The organism is Phaeobacter sp. A36a-5a (assembly GCF_037911135.1).
In the GTDB taxonomy this organism is placed as follows: Bacteria; Pseudomonadota; Alphaproteobacteria; order Rhodobacterales; family Rhodobacteraceae; genus Phaeobacter; species Phaeobacter bryozoorum.
Genome location: NZ_JBBLYU010000002.1, coordinates 412,078 through 432,683 on the forward strand (window position 1 = coordinate 412,078; position 20,606 = coordinate 432,683).

The 20,606-nt window shown below is 60.7% G+C and carries 20 protein-coding genes, 1 tRNA gene, 1 other RNA gene and 1 riboswitch; of the genes, 11 read left to right on the top strand and 11 right to left on the bottom strand.

Annotation, left to right across the window (positions count from 1 at the left end):
* Window positions 1-54: 54 nt before the first annotated feature.
* Window positions 55-261, bottom strand: a complete 207-nt coding sequence (rpsU, locus tag WLQ66_RS12620) for a 30S ribosomal protein S21 (RefSeq protein ID WP_005614280.1) — start codon at window positions 259-261, stop codon at window positions 55-57.
* 241 nt (window positions 262-502) lie between these two features.
* Here rpsU and WLQ66_RS12625 point away from each other — a divergent pair, with 241 nt between their 5' ends.
* A complete protein-coding gene (locus tag WLQ66_RS12625; protein ID WP_340546698.1) occupies window positions 503-1,225 on the top strand; it encodes a COQ9 family protein in 723 nt (240 codons plus the stop codon).
* Between the two features lie 91 nt (window positions 1,226-1,316).
* On the top strand, window positions 1,317-2,309 hold the full coding sequence (locus WLQ66_RS12630; protein ID WP_340546699.1) for an NAD(P)H-quinone oxidoreductase: 993 nt from the start codon (window positions 1,317-1,319) through the stop codon (window positions 2,307-2,309).
* A gap of 49 nt (window positions 2,310-2,358) precedes the next feature.
* Here WLQ66_RS12630 and WLQ66_RS12635 read toward each other — a convergent pair whose 3' ends face one another.
* On the bottom strand, window positions 2,359-3,216 hold the full coding sequence (locus WLQ66_RS12635; RefSeq protein WP_340546700.1) for a DUF2189 domain-containing protein: 858 nt from the start codon (window positions 3,214-3,216) through the stop codon (window positions 2,359-2,361).
* A gap of 214 nt (window positions 3,217-3,430) precedes the next feature.
* Window positions 3,431-4,114: a ribonuclease T2 family protein gene (locus WLQ66_RS12640; protein ID WP_340546701.1), complete on the bottom strand. Its 684-nt coding sequence runs from the start codon at window positions 4,112-4,114 to the stop codon at window positions 3,431-3,433.
* A gap of 142 nt (window positions 4,115-4,256) precedes the next feature.
* Here WLQ66_RS12640 and WLQ66_RS12645 point away from each other — a divergent pair, with 142 nt between their 5' ends.
* Together WLQ66_RS12645 and WLQ66_RS12650 are read left to right on the top strand one after the other, a co-directional pair.
* Window positions 4,257-5,027 (top strand): DUF1013 domain-containing protein, encoded by a 771-nt coding sequence (locus WLQ66_RS12645; RefSeq protein WP_340546702.1) that lies wholly within the window; start codon window positions 4,257-4,259, stop codon window positions 5,025-5,027.
* Between the two features lie 255 nt (window positions 5,028-5,282).
* Window positions 5,283-5,359: transfer RNA gene (locus WLQ66_RS12650), tRNA-Met, on the top strand.
* Window positions 5,360-5,511: 152 nt separating this feature from the next.
* Here the strand turns inward: WLQ66_RS12650 and recR are convergent.
* The 4 genes from recR to WLQ66_RS12670 form a co-directional block, all read right to left on the bottom strand.
* Window positions 5,512-6,111, bottom strand: coding sequence for a recombination mediator RecR (gene recR / locus WLQ66_RS12655; RefSeq protein ID WP_340546703.1), 600 nt, complete (start codon window positions 6,109-6,111; stop codon window positions 5,512-5,514).
* A 157-nt stretch (window positions 6,112-6,268) separates the two neighbouring features.
* The gene (locus WLQ66_RS12660; protein ID WP_019298230.1) at window positions 6,269-6,613 is read right to left on the bottom strand and encodes a YbaB/EbfC family nucleoid-associated protein; all 345 of its coding nucleotides are present in this window, start codon (window positions 6,611-6,613) and stop codon (window positions 6,269-6,271) included.
* Between the two features lie 10 nt (window positions 6,614-6,623).
* Entirely contained in the window at window positions 6,624-6,995 is a 372-nt protein-coding gene (locus tag WLQ66_RS12665; RefSeq protein ID WP_340546704.1) for a hypothetical protein, read from the bottom strand.
* A 17-nt stretch (window positions 6,996-7,012) separates the two neighbouring features.
* Window positions 7,013-8,878, bottom strand: coding sequence for a DNA polymerase III subunit gamma/tau (locus WLQ66_RS12670; protein ID WP_340546705.1), 1,866 nt, complete (start codon window positions 8,876-8,878; stop codon window positions 7,013-7,015).
* A gap of 230 nt (window positions 8,879-9,108) precedes the next feature.
* Here WLQ66_RS12670 and WLQ66_RS12675 point away from each other — a divergent pair, with 230 nt between their 5' ends.
* Entirely contained in the window at window positions 9,109-9,660 is a 552-nt protein-coding gene (locus tag WLQ66_RS12675; protein WP_340546844.1) for a protein-tyrosine phosphatase family protein, read from the top strand.
* A gap of 125 nt (window positions 9,661-9,785) precedes the next feature.
* Here WLQ66_RS12675 and WLQ66_RS12680 read toward each other — a convergent pair whose 3' ends face one another.
* The 3 genes from WLQ66_RS12680 to WLQ66_RS12690 all read right to left on the bottom strand — a co-directional run bounded on the left by WLQ66_RS12680 (window position 9,786) and on the right by WLQ66_RS12690 (window position 12,793).
* On the bottom strand, window positions 9,786-10,199 hold the full coding sequence (locus tag WLQ66_RS12680) for a hypothetical protein (protein ID WP_340546706.1): 414 nt from the start codon (window positions 10,197-10,199) through the stop codon (window positions 9,786-9,788).
* A gap of 92 nt (window positions 10,200-10,291) precedes the next feature.
* Window positions 10,292-10,532, bottom strand: a riboswitch (cobalamin riboswitch).
* Window positions 10,533-10,739: 207 nt separating this feature from the next.
* An RNA gene (gene ffs, locus WLQ66_RS12685) (signal recognition particle sRNA small type) lies at window positions 10,740-10,838 on the bottom strand.
* A gap of 86 nt (window positions 10,839-10,924) precedes the next feature.
* Window positions 10,925-12,793 (bottom strand): 5'-nucleotidase C-terminal domain-containing protein, encoded by a 1,869-nt coding sequence (locus WLQ66_RS12690; RefSeq protein ID WP_340546707.1) that lies wholly within the window; start codon window positions 12,791-12,793, stop codon window positions 10,925-10,927.
* A gap of 314 nt (window positions 12,794-13,107) precedes the next feature.
* Here WLQ66_RS12690 and nudC point away from each other — a divergent pair, with 314 nt between their 5' ends.
* A complete protein-coding gene (gene nudC, locus WLQ66_RS12695) occupies window positions 13,108-14,103 on the top strand; it encodes an NAD(+) diphosphatase (RefSeq protein WP_340546708.1) in 996 nt (331 codons plus the stop codon).
* 69 nt (window positions 14,104-14,172) lie between these two features.
* Window positions 14,173-14,640, top strand: coding sequence for an SRPBCC family protein (locus WLQ66_RS12700; RefSeq protein WP_340546709.1), 468 nt, complete (start codon window positions 14,173-14,175; stop codon window positions 14,638-14,640).
* Window positions 14,641-14,742: 102 nt separating this feature from the next.
* On the opposite strand, the gene WLQ66_RS12705 is transcribed toward WLQ66_RS12700, so the two are convergent.
* Window positions 14,743-15,576 (bottom strand): prephenate dehydratase, encoded by an 834-nt coding sequence (locus WLQ66_RS12705; RefSeq protein WP_340546710.1) that lies wholly within the window; start codon window positions 15,574-15,576, stop codon window positions 14,743-14,745.
* Window positions 15,577-15,694: 118 nt separating this feature from the next.
* On the opposite strand from WLQ66_RS12705, the gene WLQ66_RS12710 reads away from it, so the two are divergent.
* The 4 genes from WLQ66_RS12710 to WLQ66_RS12725 all read left to right on the top strand — a co-directional run bounded on the left by WLQ66_RS12710 (window position 15,695) and on the right by WLQ66_RS12725 (window position 20,558).
* Entirely contained in the window at window positions 15,695-16,198 is a 504-nt protein-coding gene (locus WLQ66_RS12710; protein WP_340546711.1) for a c-type cytochrome, read from the top strand.
* Between the two features lie 232 nt (window positions 16,199-16,430).
* Window positions 16,431-18,353, top strand: a complete 1,923-nt coding sequence (locus WLQ66_RS12715; RefSeq protein WP_340546712.1) for an extracellular solute-binding protein — start codon at window positions 16,431-16,433, stop codon at window positions 18,351-18,353.
* A 9-nt stretch (window positions 18,354-18,362) separates the two neighbouring features.
* Window positions 18,363-19,448: a microcin C ABC transporter permease YejB gene (locus tag WLQ66_RS12720; RefSeq protein ID WP_340546713.1), complete on the top strand. Its 1,086-nt coding sequence runs from the start codon at window positions 18,363-18,365 to the stop codon at window positions 19,446-19,448.
* A 3-nt stretch (window positions 19,449-19,451) separates the two neighbouring features.
* The gene (locus WLQ66_RS12725) at window positions 19,452-20,558 is read left to right on the top strand and encodes an ABC transporter permease (protein WP_340546714.1); all 1,107 of its coding nucleotides are present in this window, start codon (window positions 19,452-19,454) and stop codon (window positions 20,556-20,558) included.
* The last annotated feature ends 48 nt before the right edge of the window (window positions 20,559-20,606 follow it).

The following is a 20,606-nucleotide window of genomic DNA, read 5'->3' on the forward strand; positions in this document are numbered from 1 at the left end:
CGGCAAAGCCTCGGGGGTCGTCAATTTTGCGTCCAGAACTGCGGATCGAAGGGCTCAGAGGAGGCCTTCGCGCTGTGCTTTCTTACGTGCCAGTTTACGGGCACGGCGAATCGCTTCAGCTTTCTCACGCGCTTTTTTCTCGGACGGCTTCTCGAAATGTTGCTTGAGCTTCATTTCGCGGAAGACGCCTTCACGCTGCAGCTTTTTCTTCAGGGCACGAAGCGCCTGATCGACGTTATTGTCGCGAACACTAACCTGCATGTGGTTTTCACCACCTTTCTAAGTTGAGTTGCAAGGATTTGCAGGAGCTGGCCATATAGCAAGGTCGTGCTAGCTTGTCCAGTGCCGGGCAGGGGCGGTGCAGATGCTCCTGTAGCTGTTTGATGCGTCATTGTCGCTGAGCCGAACAGTCCGGGCGTGTCTGTCCGCGCCGCAGGTGATACCCGGTGTCCAGAAGACGCGATTGCGATTAGAGAGAGATGAGATTTCGGAAGGCGATATCATGACGATTGAGGATCACACCGACCCGCGCTCCGTGCCTGAGGCGGGCGACACCATCGAGCGGCTGCTGAATGCCGCATTACTGCATGTGCCCTTTGATGGCTGGAGCGCCTCGACATTCTCTGCAGCGGTGGCGGACGCCGGTGTTGCCCCGGCGCTGGCGGAGGCGTTGTGCCCACGCGGCGCGGTAGATCTGGCGGTTGCCTTTCACAGGCGTGGTGATCAGCTGATGCTTGAGCGATTGGCGCAAGAGGACATGACCGGCCTGCGGTTTCGCGACAAGATCGCACGGGCGGTGCGTCTGCGGCTGGAGGTCGTCGACGATAAGGAGGCCGTGCGCCGTGGCACCACTTTGTTTTCGCTGCCACAATACGCAGGCGATGGTGTTCGGCTGATCTGGGGCACGGTGGATGCGATCTGGACCGCGCTTGGCGATTCTTCGGAGGATATCAACTGGTACACCAAGCGGGGATCGCTTGCGGGCGTTTATTCTTCGACCGTGCTCTATTGGCTGGGAGACGACAGTCTGAACCACCAAGCCAGCTGGGAGTTTCTCGACCGTCGCATCGATAACGTCATGCAGTTCGAGAAACTGAAGGCGCAGATGCAGTCCAACCCGTTGCTGAAACCTCTGTTGGTGGGGCCGAACTGGCTGGCCCAGCAGATAAAGGCGCCGAGCGCGCGCGACGACCTGCCGGGCAGTTGGTCGACCCCGCGGCGCTGATGGGCGCAACGTTCTGGTTGCCTGCGCCAATGCAACGTCTTTGACGGGCAGCCGTCCTTTGCTAGGCAGTGACAACAGCGGAGGAATGCCAATGACCGAGATGATGCAGGCGATTGAGATTCGCGAGCCGGGTGGGCCTGAGGTTTTGCAGGGATGTGCGCGCCCGATGCCGACCCCGACGCATGGGCAGGTGGTTCTGAAAGTGGCCTATGCAGGAGTCAATCGCCCGGATGCGCTGCAACGCGCGGGCAAATACGCACCTCCCCCGACCGCCAGCGACCTGCCGGGCCTGGAAGCCTCAGGCGAGGTGGTCGCCATTGGCGCCGGGGTCAGCGAGCTGACTGTGGGCGACCGGGTCTGTGCGCTGCTACCCGGCGGCGGCTATGCCGAATATGTCGCGACGCCAGCGGCGCATTGCCTGCCGGTGCCTGAGGGGCTGTCAATGAAGCAGGCGGCCTGCCTGCCGGAGACCTGTTTCACCGTCTGGTCCAACGTCTTTACCCGCGGGGGCCTGCTGGCCGGGGAGCGGTTTCTTGTTCACGGAGGGTCATCCGGTATCGGAACAACTGCGATTCAGCTTGCTTCGCAGCTGGGCGCGCGGGTCTTCACGACCGCCGGATCAGATGAGAAATGTGCGGCGTGCCTGACGCTTGGGGCCGAACGGGCGATCAATTACCGCGATGAGGATTTCGTCGAGGTAATGAAAAGCGAAGGCGGGGCCAATCTGATTCTGGACATGGTGGGCGGCGACTATATTCCGCGCAACGTGCGTGCGCTCGCGGATGATGGCCGCATGGTCCACATCGCGTTTCTGTCAGGTCCGAAGGTGGAGTTGAACTTTGCCCAGGTCATGGCGCGGCGTCTGACGCTGACCGGATCAACACTGCGACCACAGAGCGATCTGGCAAAGGCGCAGATTGCGCGGGATCTGCGCGAGGTGGTCTGGCCACTTATCGAGGCAGGGAAATTCGCGCCGGTGATGGACCAGACCTTTGCCCTGGAAGATGCGTCGGCGGCCCATGCACGGATGGAAAGCTCTGCGCATATCGGCAAGATTGTTCTGGAGGTCGGCGGCGAGGGGTAGGCCCCGCCGCGCGGGCTGATCGTGCTGGCGCGGTTGTCGCCGACACGTGTCAGGCAACGGCTCGGCGATAGAGATGCCAGGTGGCGTGTCCCAATACCGGGACCACCACGATCATGCCCGCAAACATCGGGATCGCAGCGACCAGCAGCGCAAGCGCGACAATGAGGCCCCAGACCAGCGAGACCCAGAGATTCCGGCGCACCACGCGCAGGGATGTGGCGACAGCGATGGGCAGGCCGACATGCCGGTCCAGCAACAGCGGAAAAGACACAAGGCTGACCGCGAGCGCTGCAAAGGCGAAGATCCCGCCTACGGTGCCGCCGATCACCAGCATTGCCCAGCCGGCACCGGTGGTGAAGATATCCTGGGTAAAGGCCGCCAGAGATGTCGGGGCCTCGGGCCCGAGCGTGCGGTTGTAGATCGCCGCAGCCACCGTCAGCCAGAGGATGCAGAGCGCGGCCAGATATAGGCCCAGCATCAGGATCGACAGGAATGCCGGGGAGCGCAGCACGGCAAAGGCGTCCATCCAGCGCGGTGTGAAACCGGCCTCGCGGCGTGATGACATCTCATAGAGCCCAACGGCGGCGACCGGGCCAACCAGCGCAAATCCGAGGACCAGCGGGAGGATCAACGGCAGGAGGTTCATCGACAGGCTGAGGACAACCAAGGCCACGCCAATCAGTGGGTAGAGAAAGACAAGCGCCATTGCATCAGACCGGCAGGCCGCGAAATCCTGCCACCCGGCCCGCAGCGCAGCACCGAGGTCTGCCATGTCCAGCTGGAGCACGCGGGGCATCTCGCCTGCCTTGTCACTGCCCAGATGGTCCACCGAAGCGGAGAGATGGGAACTGGTCAGGCCAACGGATTTTGCCAGCCAGCTGATGGGGTTTCCGATGGTTCGTGCCATGATTATTCCTCTTGGGTTCGCGCAGTGCGCGGCAGTCCGGTCAAGGGAGGTGAGCACGACAGGTTCGGATCTGAGGTGCTCTCAGAGTGGTGCATATGCTCAGTCTACCATAAAGGCAGCGCAAATTGGGTCACTATGGCGCGAGGGATGCCATTTCCCGGTGCCTCTCCCTGTGCTTCGGCGCAGGGGCCGTCTGGCCGTGCGGATCGCAGCGCTAGCGGATCGGCTCGAACACCGCGTTTTTCTGCGTGCAGTCCCGGATCACATCGCGGCCGCAGGGCACGGGTTTCAGGTCGCGGGATAGACAGATGCGGGCTTCCTGGATGTGGCCATTGCGGCAGGTGATGGTCAGCGTGTCGGGCTTCAGATCGGGGTTGTCCTGCAGAAAGGCCTGCTCCACCAGACTGGCGGGTAGGGTCACGGCTTGGGTCAGCCTGCGAAAGGCACGCGGTCGGTTGATCTCTGCGTAGGCCTGCCGGGAGAGGGCGAAATATTCGCGAGCGGACAGGCCACTACAGGTTCCGTGTTTCTTCCACTGATGCCAGGCGAGGCCGGAGGTCCCCATGATGTCGGCCATCTGCTGCGTCTGCTGGCGGGTCGGCGGTGCCTCTGCGGTGCGGCAGTAGCTCGGCCAGCCACGATGGAACTGCGGCCAGAGCCCATGCAGGGTCCAGCCATGATCGTGGCGGGGGTCGCATTGCTCGGACCGTTTGGCATCGCCTTCCAGCGCACACCAGTTCGGCGACCAGCTGAGACTGAGGACATAGTAGTCGAACTGCCCGGCAATCTCGCCTTCGGCTGTTGCCTGTCTCGGCGATGTCGCGGCAAAGGCGATGCCCAGTCCGACAGTTGCTACCGCAATAAGGGCTGCCTTCAGGGTCCGTTTGATGCCGCGCATTCGCCTCTTTCCTTATAGAAACATCGCGACTATATAGAATTGAAGTTCCCCGACAACGGAAACCGCCCCAAATCGGGGAAGCCTCTTTCAGGCGACGGGAAAGATGTATCTGGGACAACCGTGTTACTAAGGAGATGAGCGCATGGCAAAACCGTTGATGGCCAAGGCGACCGCCGTGTGGCTGGTGGACAATACCACGATCAGCTTCAAACAGATTGCCGATTTTGTCGGTATGCACGAGCTGGAAATCCAGGGCATCGCTGATGGCGATGTGGCTGCTGGCGTCAAAGGGTTCGACCCGGTTGCCAACAACCAGCTGACGCAGGAAGAGGTGGATAAGGCCGAAAACAACCCGCTGCATAAGCTGAAGTTGAAGTTCAACCCGGCTGCTGCCGGTGAAGAGAAACGCCGTGGACCGCGCTACACGCCGCTGTCCAAGCGTCAGGACCGTCCGGCGTCGATCTACTGGCTGGTGAAGTTCCACCCTGAGCTGTCCGATGGCCAGATTTCCAAGCTGGTGGGCACCACCAAGCCGACCATTCAGGCGATCCGCGAGCGGACCCATTGGAACATTGCCAATATCCAGCCGATCGACCCGGTCGCGCTGGGCCTGTGTAAACAGTCCGAACTGGATGCCGCCGTACAGAAAGCCGCCGCCAAGAAGGCTGCCGAAGGTGGTGTGATGAGCGATGACGAACGTCGCAAGTTGGTGTCGACTGAACAGTCGCTGGAGATGGACGCAGAGCCCCGTATGCCGTCGGCGATCGAGGGTCTGGAGACCTTTACCCTCGGTGGCAGCGACAAGCCGAGCCGCGCCGAAGAAGAGGATGTGGTTGACGCTGACAGCTTCTTCAACCTGCCTGCCGGTGGCGATGACGAGGATGACGAGGACGATACGGATCCCCGTTTCTAAGCCACACGCGCCCCTGCACAGGGGTGACGCAAGATAGAAAAAAGCCACGGGATGCACAGCGTTCCGTGGCTTTTTTGCGTTTCAGGCGCCTTGCCTTCGGGGTGGCTGTGGCGTGGATGCTGGCAGGCCGCTGAGCTGCGGGCAGGCCAATTATTCGACCGTTACAAAAAATTCGCCTTTCGGTGCGGATCGCTGCATTTTTCTGACATTTCTGCCTTGACGCGCGGCCGTGGCTGGCGTACCTCGCACCCCGACGGCGCGGTAGCTCAGTTGGTTAGAGCGAACGACTCATAATCGTTAGGTCGGGAGTTCGAGTCTCCCCCACGCCACCATTTCTCCTTGAAAACAAAGACTCGACCGCTGGCATATTGCTGGGTGACTGCGCGGCGTTTCCGCCTGTGAACATCAGCGTCCAGCCGCTGTGTCTGATCAGATATCGCCTGGGCATGGGGCGTGGCCGTGGGCCAAGGGTGGCACGGGCGTGTCAGATGTCCTTGCGGGCGCGCAGGGCCGCCGTGATGGTGCCTTCGTCGAGGTAATCCAGTTCTCCGCCGATGGGCACGCCCTGCGCAAGAGAGGTGAGCCGAACCCGGCCGTTGAGCTGATCGGCAATGTAATGCGCCGTGGTCTGGCCGTCGATCGTGGCGTTGAGCGCCAGAATCACCTCCGTGACGTTCTCGGCTTGAACCCGGTCCACCAGACGGGGAATGCGCAGCTCGTCAGGGCCGACGGCATCCAGCGCCGACAGGGTGCCGCCAAGCACGTGATAGCGCCCTTTGAAGACCGCAGCCCGCTCCATCGCCCAGAGATCCGCGACATCCTCCACCACGCAGAGTTCGCCATTGGCGCGGGTCATATCCTCGCAGATGGTACAGAGATCGCTGGTGCCGACATTGCCGCAGTTGAGGCATTCACGAGCCGAGGCTGCAACGTCACTCATCGTTTCAGCCAGTGGTGTCAGCAGCAGGGCGCGTTTGCGGATCAGGTGCAAGACCGCCCGGCGGGCAGAGCGCGGCCCCAGCCCCGGCAGTTTGGCCATCAGGGCAATCAGGTCTTCGATATCGGTGGTGGAGTTCTTGATCATGCCTAACGCCCCTGTCTGCCCTGCTATATAGGCTGATTGCCCTTGGAAAGCACAAGGGGGCGCAGGCAGTCTGTTCAGGTTTTGTTTTACAGTGCCTGCGGGGCAAAAGAAAAGGCGGCCACAGGGCCGCCTGATCGGGTCTGCATGATGCCGCAGCTTAGAACGGCAGCTTGATATCCTTGGGCAGGCCCATGCTTTCGGTCAGCTTGGCCATTTCGTCCTGCGCCTTCTCGGCTGCCTTCGCTTGGGCATCCTTGATCGCGGCGAGGATCAGGTCTTCGACCACTTCCTTGTCGTCGCCGTTGAAGATCGACGGATCAATATCCAGCGCCTTCAGATCGCCCTTGGCCGAGGCGGTCGCCTTGACCAGACCTGCGCCTGCTTCGCCGGTGACCATGACATTGTGCAGGTCTTCCTGCATCTGCGCCATTTTGGTTTGCAGTTCCTGTGCCGATTTCATCATCTTGGCCATGTCGCCAAGACCGCCGAGGCCTTTGAGCATCTGTTTTCTCCTAAGTGCGAGGGCGCAGCGCGCCGTAAGTCATCCCGGCACATATCGCAACTGCAAGGCCGATGAACAAGTGGGGTGGCGCCAAGCAATCTTCTGCAAGGTCGTAGGCTACCGCATAATCCAGCGCGTTTTCGTACCGGTCAACCGCAACGACAAAGGCAAGACCGGCCCAGAGCACGGCAGCGATTGCGAAGGTCGGGCGGTTTCGTGTGGTCAGAGCAATGCCCGCAAGGGCAAGCAACGCAAGGGACACGGGCAGGGTGGAGAGGCCAATCAACTCATCCCAGGCGGTGGCCGGACCATCACCCGGTTTCCAAGACAGTCGTTCCTTATCACAGACTTCTGCAATTGCTGCGGCGGGAAACAGCGTCATTAAGCCTGCAAAGCAAGTTACTCTTCTTCGAAGGGGTCCCATTCGTCCTCGACCTCTGGCAGGGCGTCTGCTTCGACCTCGGCGGCGAGGTCTTCGGCGGTGCGGATCTTGATGATCCTGGCCTTGGGGAAGCTGTCCAGAACGGCCTGTACGATCGGATGTTGACTGGCCTTGTCGCGCAGGGCGTTTTCAACTGCATTGTCGCGTTCGGTGATCGTCTCACCACCGCCTTCGTTTGCGATGGAAATGACCCAGCGTGCCTGCGTCCAGGTCTGCAGCTGCTGGCCAAGGCGTTGTGCCAGATCTTTGGGCGCGTCATCGGTGGGCTGGATGGTGATCCGCCCCGGCTGGTAGGAGACCAGCCTCAGGTAGGTTTTGACATATTCCAGCAGCAGGCCATCCCGGCGGACGCGAATCAGTTCAACGATATGTTCAAAGCTGGGGTATCGGGCCAGCGCCTGATCCATCTGCGGCGCAAGGGCAGTGGCCGGTCCGCCGCCCGTGGCGGAGATGGTCTGCGACATCGTCGGCCCGCTGCCAGGGCCGGGCTGATAGCCGGAGGCTGTCTGACCCGTGTTGTGGCCGGAGTTTTGATTCTGGCCGGTGTTTTGGCCCGCATATTGCCCGGCATGGTGCCCCTGCGCGCCCGCCTGCGGCAGGGGGGCGCCATTGCCGGGGCCAGCTGGTGGCGGCGGCGGGGTGTCCTGAAGCGTGCGCATCAGCTGTTCGGGGGTTGGCAAATCAGCCACATGGGTCAGGCGGATCACCGCCATTTCGGCCGCCATCATCGCGTTGGGGGCGGCGGCAACCTCCTCCAGAGCCTTCAGAAGCATCTGCCACATCCGCGTCAGCACCCGCATCGGCAGGGCTTCGGCCATCTGGCCGCCACGGGCGCGCTCATCGGGGCTGACGGTGGGGTCTTCAGCCGCATCAGGCGTGATCTTCACCACAGAAACCCAATGGGTGATCTCCGCCAGATCGCGCAGCACCGCCAACGGGTCTGCGCCCTCGGCATATTGCGCACTGAGTTCCGTCAGTGCCGCCGCCGCATCGCCGCGCAGGATCATGTCCATCAGGTCCAGTACCCGGCCGCGGTCGGCAAGGCCCAGCATGGCGCGGACCTGATCGGCGGTGGTCTCGCCCGCGCCATGGGAAATCGCCTGATCCAGGAGCGAGGTCGCATCCCGGGCAGATCCTTCGGCGGCGCGAGTGATGAGCGCCAGCGCGTCGTCGGCAATCTGGGCGCCCTCAGCCGCTGCGATCTTGCGCAGGAGGGCAATCATCACCTCCGGCTCGATCCGGCGCAGGTCAAACCGCTGGCAGCGGCTGAGCACCGTCACCGGCACCTTGCGGATTTCGGTGGTGGCGAAGATGAACTTCACATGCGCGGGCGGCTCCTCCAGCGTCTTCAAGAGCGCGTTGAAAGCACTGGTCGACAGCATGTGAACTTCGTCGATGATGTAGATCTTGTAGCGGGCCGAGGCGGCGCGGTACTGCACCGAGTCAATGATCTCGCGGATGTCTCCGACACCTGTGCGCGAGGCCGCGTCCATCTCCATCACATCGACATGGCGGCCTTCCATGATCGCCGTGCAATGCTCGCATTTGCCGCAAGGATCGGTGGTGGGGCCGCCCTGGCCATCCTCGCCGATGCAGTTCATGCCCTTGGCGATGATCCGGGCGGTTGTGGTTTTGCCGGTGCCGCGGATGCCTGTCATGATGAAGGCCTGGGCGATGCGATCGGCGGCAAAGGCGTTCTTCAGCGTCCGCACCATGGCGTCCTGACCCACCAGATCGGCAAAGGTCTCGGGCCGGTATTTGCGGGCCAGAACCTGGTATTGACCCGAGGTTTGGTCTGCTGTGTCGCCTGCTGTGTCGCTCATGATGTCTCGTGCCAGATTCGGGGGTCGGTCGTTGATGTCCGGGTAAAGTAGGCAAGCCCGCGCGTGGCGTCCACCGCTGATGGTGGTCGCGGCAGGATAAGGGGTGTGTGCCATCGGGCTTTCAGAAACCATTAGGTGCAGGGCCGACAGATCGCTACATTGGAGGATGTGATCGTCCGGGGGGATTGCTGGCGTAGGATCAGGCGGTGAATTGGCAGTGGGGGCTGACCATGGAGGATGGATCTCAACACGGTGACATCGAAGAAGAGCGGGCCGGGGGCACGCTGATCTTGCACGCGCTTTCGGTGGCGGATGGTATTCTGGCGCTATGCCCGCTGCCCGGTGCAGGGGGCGATTATCGTGGCGACATGGACCACATTCGAGAGTGGCAGCCCGGTTTGGTCATTTCGATGACCACGGAGGAGGAACATGCCGCAGTTGGTGCCGAGACGATCGGGACGGATCTGCAGAGTATTGGCAGCCGATGGATACATTTGCCCGTCCCTGATTTCAGTGCGCCGCCGCCGGAGATCCTGAGCCGTTGGCCGGAGGTCAGCCATCTGGCGCGCAAGGCGCTTGTTGGCGGTGGTCGCGTGCTGGTGCATTGCCGGGGTGGCTGTGGCCGGTCTGGCATGGTGGTGCTGCGGCTGATGACGGAATGCGGCGAGCGGCCGGATCTGGCGTTGGCACGGCTACGGGCCATTCGCCCCTGCGCAATCGAGACCGACGCTCAGATGATCTGGGCGTATGGCCCGAGGCGTATTCCCGGCAAAGGCTCCTGACAGCGGCTGTGTGAAAGGGGCCGGCGCGGGGAGATGCTCCCGCCCGGATATGACCTTCGGCAAGGTCATATCCCGTTGGGCGTGGCGCCGCGCAAGCGCGGCGTGCGGTCCTTTCAAAGCGGCGTTCAGCTGACAGCTGCGAGCTGCGGCGGGGTGATTCGGGCCATCTGAGGTGCCAGCGGCACAGCCTGTGCCAAGCCGCAGGGGTAATCCGGCAGCTTGGAAAGGGGGAGGCTGTCAGCCGAGGGCAGAAAGAGGGCATCCGCGAAACGGTCAAGACCGGCCAGATCCGCCTCTTGCGAGACACCACAATAAATGCGGATGCGGTCATGTCTGGCGGCAAATCTCGCCTCGCAGGGCCGGTCGCAGGCGGTCAGCTCGCATGTCCCGGCAATTTCGAAATCCTCGGTTGTGACGGCTTTTGCCTGTCCCATGGCGGCGGCGAGGCGCGCAATCATGCGCTCTGCCGCCGGGCAGGGTTGCCCCAGATGCTGGCAGGTGCTCAGGGAATAGCCATGTGTCGTATCAGTCCAGTTCATTGCGCCCTCCGCGCGAAGGAGGGGATGAACGGTCAGAGCTGGCAGGCCAATCGGCGGACATGCAGACCCTGCCAGGACACCCCGCCCGGTTTCGAGTTTCTCATCAGATGGCAGGTCTCCTGACTCGCGGGTCGCGGCAACTTCGGGGCCTTCCCAACACCGTGAGATCCAACGGGATCCGTGGCATCAGTGGCATGGTCCGAGGTTGCTCACCGCTTACAGTTGCGGGGGCAGTCGCGGCATTGATCCGGTATGTCTACCATCTCGCACCGTGTTCCCTTTTCATCCTGATCGCGTGGCAGCGATGCAGGAACCATCTGCCACTAGGGCTAGCGGCTGGCGGGGCGAGTCGTCAAGCGCTACGTCAGGGGATGGGGTATTTCTTCGGCGTATTGCCTACCATATCGGGGCGGAGTGGCGCCCCGTGCCACTATATATAGCGGCAATGCCAGAGTCGTTTGGTGTGGTGGATCAGCGGCCAAACTGGCAAGAGGCAGCTAACTCTGCCGTGGGCGGCGACTGAATGTCGGGGATGGGGGGAGGTGAGAGGTTGGACATCGACCCAAGCGGGGCTCGTTGTGGCTGCTTCCTTCCGGATCTGACCAGGTTGGCGAGGCGCTTGCCCGCGCCAACCTCTCACTGGTCGATATAGGAGGGCAGATCAGGAATGGCAAGCCCGTCTGACCGCAATAAGGCGCATGGCAGCGGGCGCATTCAGGCGGGGATCAGAGCTTGACACCGATCCGCAAAAATCCGTCGGCGGTTGTGCCGTACAAATTGTGGCGGGCCGGGTCGAGATCGGTGAGATATGTGCGGGCGCCGGGTCCGGTAAAGATCTCGACCTCGGTCGAGGGGTGACTGGACAGTCGCCAAGGGGGCGGCGCTTGTTCCAATGGATCTCGCATCAGGCGCCCGGCGACATAATCGCAAATCACGTCCCTGACCCGCAGGGGGGGCGTCGGCAGGCGGGTCGCGGCCTGGGCCATCGTGAAGTTGCCGCCGCCGCCAATGCGGTAACTGCTTACTGCTACGGCGAAATGTTGGTTCTCTGGTATTGGAGCTCCTTTCCAGCGCAGATTGCGGATTCGGTGATTGCTGGGGTCAATCAGCTCACCATCGCTGGCAAATCTGGCAGGTACGGAGACATCGATGTCGTATTGCAGCCCAAAGATGACATCAAAGTTGTGACCGGCCCGGTCCGTGTCCAACAGCGGGTCTCCAGAGGTGCCCGGCGCGATCTGATTGAAGAGACCCGCCGACATCTCCAGCCAATCGCGCAGCTGGGCACCATTCAGAACCACCGTGCGCAGCTCGTTCGGGAAGGGCTGGATGTCGACGACATGGCGCATGTACATCTGGCCGGCCGGTACATCTGTGTAGTTGGACGGACCTGACCGGGCGCCGAATTTGCCGGGAGCGGTCGCTGAGAGCAGTGGCAGGTTTCCGGCAACAGTATCTCGCAGGGCGGGGCGCACGGCAGCCGCCTGGGCCCAGGCCACCAGCGCGAGGGCCTGATCGCGACCAAGGAAGGTGAAATAAGAGTGCAGCGGTCTGCTGGTGCTGCCGACAGGCTGGGCCATCCGCCTGCGTGTCTCTGCGTGGTCTTCTGTGAGGGCGTCGACCATGACGGGGTCTTCGGCCACCAGGGGAACGAGCATGCCACCCGCGTCGGCGATGGTCTTGCGCCGGGCGATAGGGCGCAATCTGCAGGTGGTTTTGGTCACGGTCCAGCGGCCCGATTGCAGCTGGACGTGCAGGTCGATCACGCCGAGGTGTGAGCCATGGGCACCCGGCATCACCACAGGCACGGATACGGGGTGGCGCGGATCCGGCAGGGTCAGATGAGTGTGACCTCCGATGATGGCGTCCAGAACGCCAAGATCTGCAAGCGGGTGGAGTGCGTTCTCAATGCCGTATCCGGTAGTTTGCTCTCCGATACCGGTATGGGCCAGCGCGATGACGATATCGCAGCCCCTGGCGCGCAACGCGTCGGCCTGCCGGGCGGCACATTGCACCATGTCGTCGATGGTGACGCGACCCTGCAGCTGATGCGCGGCCCATTTCAGGGTTTGCATCGGCAGAACCGAGAGCACGCCGATCCGAAGCGGCAGATCCTCCGAACCGGGGAAAACGCGTTCGAGCACTGCGGACTGGCAAAAAGGCAAGGAAGCCTGCGGATCCACCAGCTGCATATTTGAGCAGATGACGGGGCAGGAGATCTGCAGCAAGGCCTGCCTGAGCTGATCCAGGCCGAAATCGAAATCATGGTTGCCGAGCCCGATCGCATCGTAGCCGAGTAGGTCGAACGCGCGGGCAACCGGGGCCGGGCGGGTCTCGCTGAGCTGCATCGGGCGCTCTGCTATCGGGGTGCCGAAGATGCTGTCGCCATTGTCGACAAGCAGCGTCGCGGCGCCTTTGGCAGCGGCTTCCTCGCGCGCCTCAGCGATCAGTGTGGCAACACGAGAGAGCCCCAGGCTTGGGTCGGGGCGATCAGAATAATAGTCGTGACTCAAAAGATTAGCATGCAGATCCGTGGTCGCCAGAATGCGCAGGGATCCGACCTTTTCGTCTTCGGTTTGATCCGATCCTGTCATATTGCGTTTCTTAGCGGTCTCACGGCGAACCCCGGGGTGGCATTGATTGCCAATTTATTAACAAGCCTGTTTGCCTGTTTGAAGCAATCAAATGTGACGCCCGAAAGTCGCTTGTTGCCGAAAATTCTAATCAATCGCGTTGCTTTCCACTTGAGATGCTGCGGAATTACGGTTTTCACCTGTTGCGAGGGGTCAGGATATTTCTAGATCACTGTGGCGCAGAGGAAACAGCTTATCATCTCATAGATGTATTTCTCTGCCAGATTCAGGTGCTGCGACACATCCGTGCGCAGACGTAGCAGCGGGGCAGCGCGATGCGACAGGCGGAACAAGTGACATTTGGTGGCAGCGGTCTGGACCGGGCCGCACAGCTCCGTGATGATCCGGCGGCCCTGACAACACGCTGGCAGAGCGAAAATTGCCGTATCCTTTTGATTTGGAGAGGGAAACCGCTATGTACGCTACCCGAGGCGGGAGTGGAGAGCGGCGCTGTGCCGGATGCTCTGGCTTGGATCGGGTCCGATCATCCCCTGGCGACGGCTGGTGTGGGGCAGGCGGTCTTCCTGGGATGCTGTGCTGCTGGTTTGGCACGGTTCTCGCTTGATATCAGTGGGTGGCAGCCAGACAATCATGACGAGAGCGCGCTGCGCGGCTTTGTCGACAACAGTGAACAGCGGCACCCGGATTTGCCCACTGACACGGGGTTTGTGGAGCTGCGCCGCATCATGGCACAACTCAGTCGCGAGGACGCCGAACTGGCAGCGATGGCACGGGCGGTGTTCGGCTGGCATCACAGCCATGGGTTCTGCGCCTGTTGTGGCGCGAAGAGCAATATGGCGCAGGCTGGCTGGCAGCGGCTTTGTCCCAGTTGCGGTGCGGCCCATTTTCCGCGTACCGACCCGGTGGTCATCATGCTGATCACCCATGGTGATGCCGTTCTGGTTGGTCGCTCGCCGGGGTGGCCGGAGCGGATATATTCGCTGCTGGCCGGTTTCGTGGAGCCGGGAGAAACGCTGGAAGCAGCCGTGAGACGCGAGACGGAAGAGGAAACAGGGGTGAAGGTCGGCGCCGTCAGCTACCTGTCCAGCCAGCCCTGGCCGTTTCCTATGTCGTTGATGTTTGGCTGTGCGGGCGAGGCTCTGGGGCGGGAGATCACCATCGACCCGAAAGAAATCGAAGCGGCGCGCTGGGTTTCGCGGCAGGAGATGATGACGGTTTTTGAAGGGGGCCATCCTGAAATTCGCAGACCGCGCAACGGCGCAATTGCACATTTCCTTTTGCAGAACTGGCTTGCAGATACACTGGATTGAGACGAATAGTAGAACTCAGCTCAAGACTGCCATTGGATCTTGCAGATCCGCCGTAACGACAGGATGCCCATGGATTTCTCCAGCAAAGAAGACATCGACGCACCTATCGCCGAAGTCTTTCGGTCGATTTCTGATTTCGAGAGCATGGAGCGGATGGCGTTGCGTCGGGGTGTCGATGTGCAGCGCCTGGGAGATGCACAGCATCCGGAGAACGGGCTGGCCTGGGACATCGAATTTCAGTTCCGCGGAAAGAAGCGCAATCTGCATCTGTCGCTTAGCACCTACGAGCCGGTAACTCAGATGATTCTGAGCGGCACGGGTAGCGGGATGGATGGCACGATGGATATTGAGCTGCTGGCCCTGTCGCCCCAGCGCACCCGGCTTTCCGTGACCCTGACGCTGACACCGAAGACACTGTCAGGGCGTTTGATGGTTCAGTCGCTGAAACTGGCCAAAACCAAACTCAAGCGTGGTTTCAAGAAGCGGGTGTCCGAGTTCGCCAAGCAGACGGAAGAGCGCGTCAATCGTTCAGCCTGAGCGTGGCCCGCGGGCCAACCGGCTGCTGAGTTGGATTCGGGATGACCGATCCGGGGCCGGTGGCTGAGGTCGTTATCGACGCGTTAGCCGCGACGACACCGGTCAGAACCGGTCGTCATTGGCCGGGTAGACACCCAGTATTTCAATGTTGGTGGTGAAATAGGCCAGCTCGTCCATGGCGAGCTGCACATTTGGATCGTCGGGATGACCGTCGATATCTGCATAGAACTGGGTCGCTGTGAAGGACCCGTCGACCATGTAGCTCTCCAGCTTGGTCATGTTGATACCGTTGGTCGCGAATCCGCCCATCGCCTTGTAGAGAGCTGCCGGGATGTTGCGGACCTGAAAGACAAAGCTGGTGATCATGCCGTGGTTGCCACGGCGCTCCAGATTCGGCTCACGCGACATGGTCAGGAAGCGCGTGGTATTGTTGCCATGATCCTCGATATGGCGTGCCAGCACCTCAAGGCCGTAGATCTCTCCGGCCAATTCGCTGGCCAGCGCCGCATGGCTCTTGTCGCCTTGTTCAGCGACATCGCGCGCGGCGCGGGCGTTGTCCGGGCTGACGCGGCCGCGAATGTTGTTTTCGCTGAGGAAACGCGCACATTGCGGGAGCAGCACCAGATGCGAATGAGCGTCCTTGATATCCTCAAGCCGCGCACCAGGAACGCCAAGAAGATTGATATGCACCCGCACAAAGGCCTCATCAATGATGTGCAAACCGCTGTGGGGCAGCAGGCGGTGGATATCCGCAACGCGCCCGTAGGTGGAGTTCTCCACCGGCAGCATCGCCAATTCGGCTTCGCCGTTGCGGACAGCGTCAATGGCATCCTCGAAGTTGCGACAAGGCAGCACGTCCATGTCGGGGCGCTCCTTGCGGCAGGCTTCGTGGCTGTAGGAGCCAAGCTCCCCCTGAATGGCAATTCTATGGGTCATAACTGCGACATCCGTGCAAAACTTCAAAAACGGGCGTTTCGTCGCGCTGTCTATACCTTGCCACTTGAGAGGGGAAGCCTTAGACACCCTCCCAGACAGCTGAAATGGACTCGCGATCATGTTTGACACGATGACCCTTACCAAAGCGACCGCAGGCTTTTGCGGCGCTTTCCTCGTGCTCCTGCTAGGCAAATGGGCCGCAGAGGGGCTCTATCACACCGAAGCTCATGGCGAGGCTTCCTATGTGATCGAAGTGGAAGAGGCAGGTGCGGAAGAAGTAGTTGAAGTCGTCGACTTCGGCGAACTGATGGCCGCAGCAGATGTTGGCAAAGGTGCCAATGTCTTCAAGAAATGCTCCGCCTGCCACAAACTCGAAGCTGGTGCCAATAGCACCGGTCCTTACCTCTACGGAGTCGTTGGTCGCCCGATTGCTGCCGCAGATGGCTTTGGCTATTCCGCGTCGCTGGCGGGGATGGGCGGCGAATGGACAGCTGAAGAGCTCGATGCCTTCCTGACCAAGCCATCGCAATATGCGCCGGGCACCACCATGAGCTTCAGTGGCCTGAAAAAACAGAGCGATCGGGTGAACCTGATTGCCTATCTGGACAGCCTCGACAACTGATTTCAGTTGCTTTTGCCCATGATCAAAAGACCGCGCCAGTTGGTGCGGTCTTTTTGCTTTCGGGGTGTGCTGGTGCGGATTTGATGTCTAGGCAGGCGGGTTCATGCCCTGACATCGGTTGACACACGGGAAATTCAGCCAATCTGAACTTGAATGTAGGGGGTCGGCCCGCTTAGCTTTGGGACAGAGAATGATCCTGGCAGCGAAGGCCGGACAATGGAGGTATTGGCAGATGAAGACGCCCACCACACCGCGTCGTGCCGTTTTGGCCCGAGCGATTGATCCGCAACCGCTTTTCCGGGCCGTGATGACAGGGTTTGCCGCATTTGCGATGCTGGCACTGGCCGCCACCCTGGGACATGCCGAAGACAAGGTAATCAGAAGCCACGGGTTCACCGAATTTGGAGAGTTGAAATATCCCGAAGGCTTTGAACATTTCGACTACGTCAATCCAAAGGCGCCCAAAGGGGGCGAACTGTCTCTGTCGGCGGTGGGCACCTTTGACAGTATGAACCCCTATACCCGCAAGGGTCGGGGCGGCGCGATGTCGGCGGACCATTTTGAATCGCTGATGATTGGATCCTATGACGAGCCGGGATCCTACTATGGGCTGCTGGCCGAAAGCCTTGAGTATCCCGAAAGCCAAGATTGGGTGATTTTCAACATGCGCCCCGAAGCGCGGTTTTCGGATGGAACCCCTGTCACAGCTGAGGATGTCGTGTTTTCCCACAACCTGCTGCTGGAGCAGGGATTGCAGTCCTATGCGGAGGCGGTGAAGAAACGCATCCCCAAGGCCGAGGTTCTTGGCCCGCATCGGGTAAAATTCTACTTTTCGCCGGATTTCCCGCGCCGGGCGATGATCACGCAGGTCGGCGGCACCTCAGTGTTCTCCAAGGCATGGTTCGAGGCAGACCCGGAGAACCGCCGCCTGGATGAGCCGCGTCTGGATCCTGGCATCGGATCAGGTCCCTATGTGGTGGAAACGGTCGATGTGAACCAGCGCATCATCTACAAACGCAACCCCGACTATTGGGGTAACGACGTCAACGTGAACGTCGGGCGTCACAACTATGACCGCATCCGCATCGAGTACTTTGGCGATAGCGTGGCCGCGATGGAAGGGTTCAAGGCAGGCATTTACACCATGCGGCCAGAAAACAGCTCCAAGAGCTGGGCAACGTCGTATGAGTTCGATGCGGTCAAGGAGGGGGATGTGGTGAAGGGGGAATTCCCGGATGGCAATGTCCCGGCCGCCAGTGGGTTTGTGATGAACCTCCTGCGCCCTAAATTCCAAGACCCGCGCGTGCGTGAGGCGGTTCAGCTTGGCTATAATTTCGAATGGACCAATGACAGCCTGCAATATGGGCTGTTCGCGCAGCGCCATTCCTTCTGGCAAGACACAGCGCTGGAAGCCAAGGGCCTGCCCGAGGGGCGCGAACTGGAGGTGCTGAAGGATCTGGGCGATCTCATTGATCCAGCGCTGCTGACCAGCGAGCCGGTGATGGCTCATAGCTCCAACCCGGATCGTCCGGCGGATCGGCGTAACCTGCGTCGGGCCATGAAGCTGCTGGATGAGGCGGGATGGACTGTTGGCAACGACGGTCTGCGTCGCAACGCCGAAGGAGAGCTGCTGAAGCTGGAGTTCCTGATCGATTCGCCGACGATTGAACGGATCGTGCAGCCCTATATCGCCAATCTACGCCAGATAGGGATCGACGCGATTTCCAACCGGGTCGATTTTGCGCAATATACCAGCCGCCGTCGTGAAAAAGACTTCGACATGATTACCTACGCCTACCCGAAATATTTGCAACCTTCGACCGGGCTCTATCAGCAGTTTGGGTCTGACGCGCACGAGTTTTCGGTGTTCAACCCGGCTGGAATGGCGGACCCAGCAGTTGATACGCTGATCGGCGCGATCGTGAAGGCAGAAGAACAGGAAGAACTATATGCCAATGTGCGTGCCCTAGATCGCGTCCTGCGCGCCAAGCGGTTCATGGTGCCGACCTGGTATCTGGATGTGAACTGGGTGGCCTATTGGAATTTCTATGAGCAGCCAGAGACCCTGCCGCTGTTCGATCTGGGGCTGAGTGATGTCTGGTGGGTCAACGCCGAGAAAGAAGCGGCATTGAAATCCTCCGGCGCGTTGAGGTAAGCGCCTGACATGGCAGCCTATATCCTTAGACGTTTTCTTCTGGTGATCCCGACCCTGTTCGGGATCCTCGTCATCAATTTTGCTCTGGTGCAATTTGTGCCGGGGGGGCCGGTTGAGCAGATGATCGCTCAGCTGGAAGGCGGCGGTGACGTCTTTGAAGGCTTCGCCGGGGGCGGCGGGGATGCGGGCAGTGAGGCCGTTGCCGCCAATGACAACTACGCTGGCCGACAGGGGCTGCCGCCGGAGCTGATCGCAGAGCTGGAACGGCAGTATGGCCTGGACAAGCCGCCGTTGGAGCGGTTCCTCCTGATGGTCGGCAACTACATGCGCTTTGACTTTGGGGAGAGCTACTTTCGCAAGATTGATGTGATGGATCTGGTGCTGGAGAAAATGCCGGTGTCGATCTCCCTGGGGCTCTGGTCGACGCTGATAGCCTATCTGATTTCGATCCCGCTGGGCATCCGCAAGGCGTTGCGCGATGGCAGCCGGTTTGACACCTGGACCAGCGGTCTGATCATCGCAGCCTATGCGATCCCCGGCTTTCTGTTTGCGATTCTGCTGCTGGTGCTGTTTGCCGGCGGCTCTTACTGGCAGATCTTTCCACTGCGGGGGCTGACCTCCGACAATTGGGAGAGTCTCAGCCTGTTTGGCAAGGTGGCGGATTATTTCTGGCACATCACGCTGCCGGTAGTCGCCTCGACCATATCCGCCTTCGCCACGCTGACGCTGCTGACGAAGAACTCCTTTCTGGATGAGATCAAGAAGCAATATGTCATGACGGCGCGGGCCAAGGGGCTGAGCGAGCGGCGCGTGCTCTACGGCCATGTCTTCCGCAATGCGATGCTGATCGTGATCGCGGGTTTTCCGGCAGTCTTCATCGGTGTGTTCTTCTCCGGCAGCCTGATCATCGAAACGATCTTCTCGCTCGATGGTCTGGGGCGGCTGGGGTTCGAGGCGGCCGTGGCGCGCGACTATCCGGTGATCTTTGGCACGCTGTTCATCTTTGGTTTGATGAGCCTTGTTGTCGGCATTATCTCCGACCTCATGTATGTGATCGTCGATCCGCGTATCGACTTTGAAAAGAGAGAGGGCTGACAGATGGCTTTGTCTCCGCTCAACCAGCGCCGCTGGAACAATTTCTGCCGCAATCGCCGGGCTTTCTGGTCGCTGTGGATCTTCTCGGTCCTGTTTGGCATTTCGCTCTTTGCCGAGTTCATCGCCAACGACAAACCGATGCTGGTCAACTACCGTGGTTCATATTTTACCCCGGTGTTCAATTTCTACCCGGAGACAGTCTTTGGTGGCGATTTCCAGACCGAGGCGGCGTATCGCGACCCTGAGGTTCGGTGTCTGATTGCCTCCGGCGGGATCGAAGACTGCTTTGACGACCCCGAAACTATTCTGGAAGAGATCGAGGCCGGTACATTTTCAGCAGACGGGTTCGTAGAAGGATGGGCCATCTGGCCGTTGATTCCCTATTCGTTTAACACCACGGTCGACCGGCCCGGTGCGGCACCGCTGCCACCGAATGGAGAGAACCTGCTGGGCACCGATGACACCAAACGGGATGTGCTGGCGCGGGTCATTCATGGTTTCCGTCTGTCGATCCTGTTTACCCTGATGGTCACCGGTGCAGCAACATTGGTCGGTATTGCTGCGGGTGCGGTTCAGGGGTTCTTTGGCGGGTGGCTGGACCTGATCTTTCAGCGCGTGATCGAGATCTGGGGATCCATCCCGCAGCTCTATGTCATCATCATCATGTTTGCGATCCTTGGGCGCAGCTTCTGGCTGTTGGTGGTGTTGATGATCCTGTTCAGCTGGACCGCCCTTGTGAGCGTGGTGCGGGCCGAGTTCCTGCGCGCGCGAAATCTGGAATACGTCCGCGCTGCCAAGGCGCTCGGGGTCGGGAATATGACCATCATGTTCCGCCATATGCTGCCCAATGCGATGGTGGCGACGCTGACGTTTCTGCCTTTCATCGTGACGGGCACAATTGGCACGCTTGCAGGGCTGGACTTCCTCGGCTTTGGCCTGCCGTCCTCGGCGCCCTCGCTGGGCGAGCTGACCTTGCAGGCAAAACAGAACCTGGAGGCGCCCTGGCTTGCTTTCACCGCGTTTTTCACCTTTGCCATCATGCTGTCACTGCTGGTCTTCATCTTTGAAGGGGTGCGCGATGCCTTTGACCCGAGAAAGACCTTCTCATGACCGGTTCAGGCTCTAATCCGCAGAATAGAGGCGTCGCGGCCTCCTGTT

What these genes read in the sequence shown, in the direction of transcription:
- WLQ66_RS12705 (WP_340546710.1), bottom strand. Translation starts at nt 15,576, where the DNA reads ATGACCCATAGAATTGCCATTCAGGGGGAGCTTGGCTCCTACAGCCAC.
- WLQ66_RS12680 (WP_340546706.1), bottom strand. Translation starts at nt 10,199, where the DNA reads ATGAACTGGACTGATACGACACATGGCTATTCCCTGAGCACCTGCCAG.
- WLQ66_RS12645 (WP_340546702.1), top strand. Translation starts at nt 4,257, where the DNA reads ATGGCAAAACCGTTGATGGCCAAGGCGACCGCCGTGTGGCTGGTGGAC.
- WLQ66_RS12725 (WP_340546714.1), top strand. Translation starts at nt 19,452, where the DNA reads ATGGCTTTGTCTCCGCTCAACCAGCGCCGCTGGAACAATTTCTGCCGC.
- WLQ66_RS12640 (WP_340546701.1), bottom strand. Translation starts at nt 4,114, where the DNA reads ATGCGCGGCATCAAACGGACCCTGAAGGCAGCCCTTATTGCGGTAGCA.
- WLQ66_RS12625 (WP_340546698.1), top strand. Translation starts at nt 503, where the DNA reads ATGACGATTGAGGATCACACCGACCCGCGCTCCGTGCCTGAGGCGGGC.
- WLQ66_RS12675 (WP_340546844.1), top strand. Translation starts at nt 9,109, where the DNA reads ATGGAGGATGGATCTCAACACGGTGACATCGAAGAAGAGCGGGCCGGG.
- WLQ66_RS12665 (WP_340546704.1), bottom strand. Translation starts at nt 6,995, where the DNA reads ATGACGCTGTTTCCCGCCGCAGCAATTGCAGAAGTCTGTGATAAGGAA.
- WLQ66_RS12630 (WP_340546699.1), top strand. Translation starts at nt 1,317, where the DNA reads ATGACCGAGATGATGCAGGCGATTGAGATTCGCGAGCCGGGTGGGCCT.
- nudC (WP_340546708.1), top strand. Translation starts at nt 13,108, where the DNA reads ATGCGACAGGCGGAACAAGTGACATTTGGTGGCAGCGGTCTGGACCGG.
- WLQ66_RS12660 (WP_019298230.1), bottom strand. Translation starts at nt 6,613, where the DNA reads ATGCTCAAAGGCCTCGGCGGTCTTGGCGACATGGCCAAGATGATGAAA.
- WLQ66_RS12710 (WP_340546711.1), top strand. Translation starts at nt 15,695, where the DNA reads ATGTTTGACACGATGACCCTTACCAAAGCGACCGCAGGCTTTTGCGGC.
- WLQ66_RS12700 (WP_340546709.1), top strand. Translation starts at nt 14,173, where the DNA reads ATGGATTTCTCCAGCAAAGAAGACATCGACGCACCTATCGCCGAAGTC.
- WLQ66_RS12715 (WP_340546712.1), top strand. Translation starts at nt 16,431, where the DNA reads ATGAAGACGCCCACCACACCGCGTCGTGCCGTTTTGGCCCGAGCGATT.
- rpsU (WP_005614280.1), bottom strand. Translation starts at nt 261, where the DNA reads ATGCAGGTTAGTGTTCGCGACAATAACGTCGATCAGGCGCTTCGTGCC.
- WLQ66_RS12720 (WP_340546713.1), top strand. Translation starts at nt 18,363, where the DNA reads ATGGCAGCCTATATCCTTAGACGTTTTCTTCTGGTGATCCCGACCCTG.
- WLQ66_RS12635 (WP_340546700.1), bottom strand. Translation starts at nt 3,216, where the DNA reads ATGGCACGAACCATCGGAAACCCCATCAGCTGGCTGGCAAAATCCGTT.
- WLQ66_RS12690 (WP_340546707.1), bottom strand. Translation starts at nt 12,793, where the DNA reads ATGACAGGATCGGATCAAACCGAAGACGAAAAGGTCGGATCCCTGCGC.
- WLQ66_RS12670 (WP_340546705.1), bottom strand. Translation starts at nt 8,878, where the DNA reads ATGAGCGACACAGCAGGCGACACAGCAGACCAAACCTCGGGTCAATAC.
- recR (WP_340546703.1), bottom strand. Translation starts at nt 6,111, where the DNA reads ATGATCAAGAACTCCACCACCGATATCGAAGACCTGATTGCCCTGATG.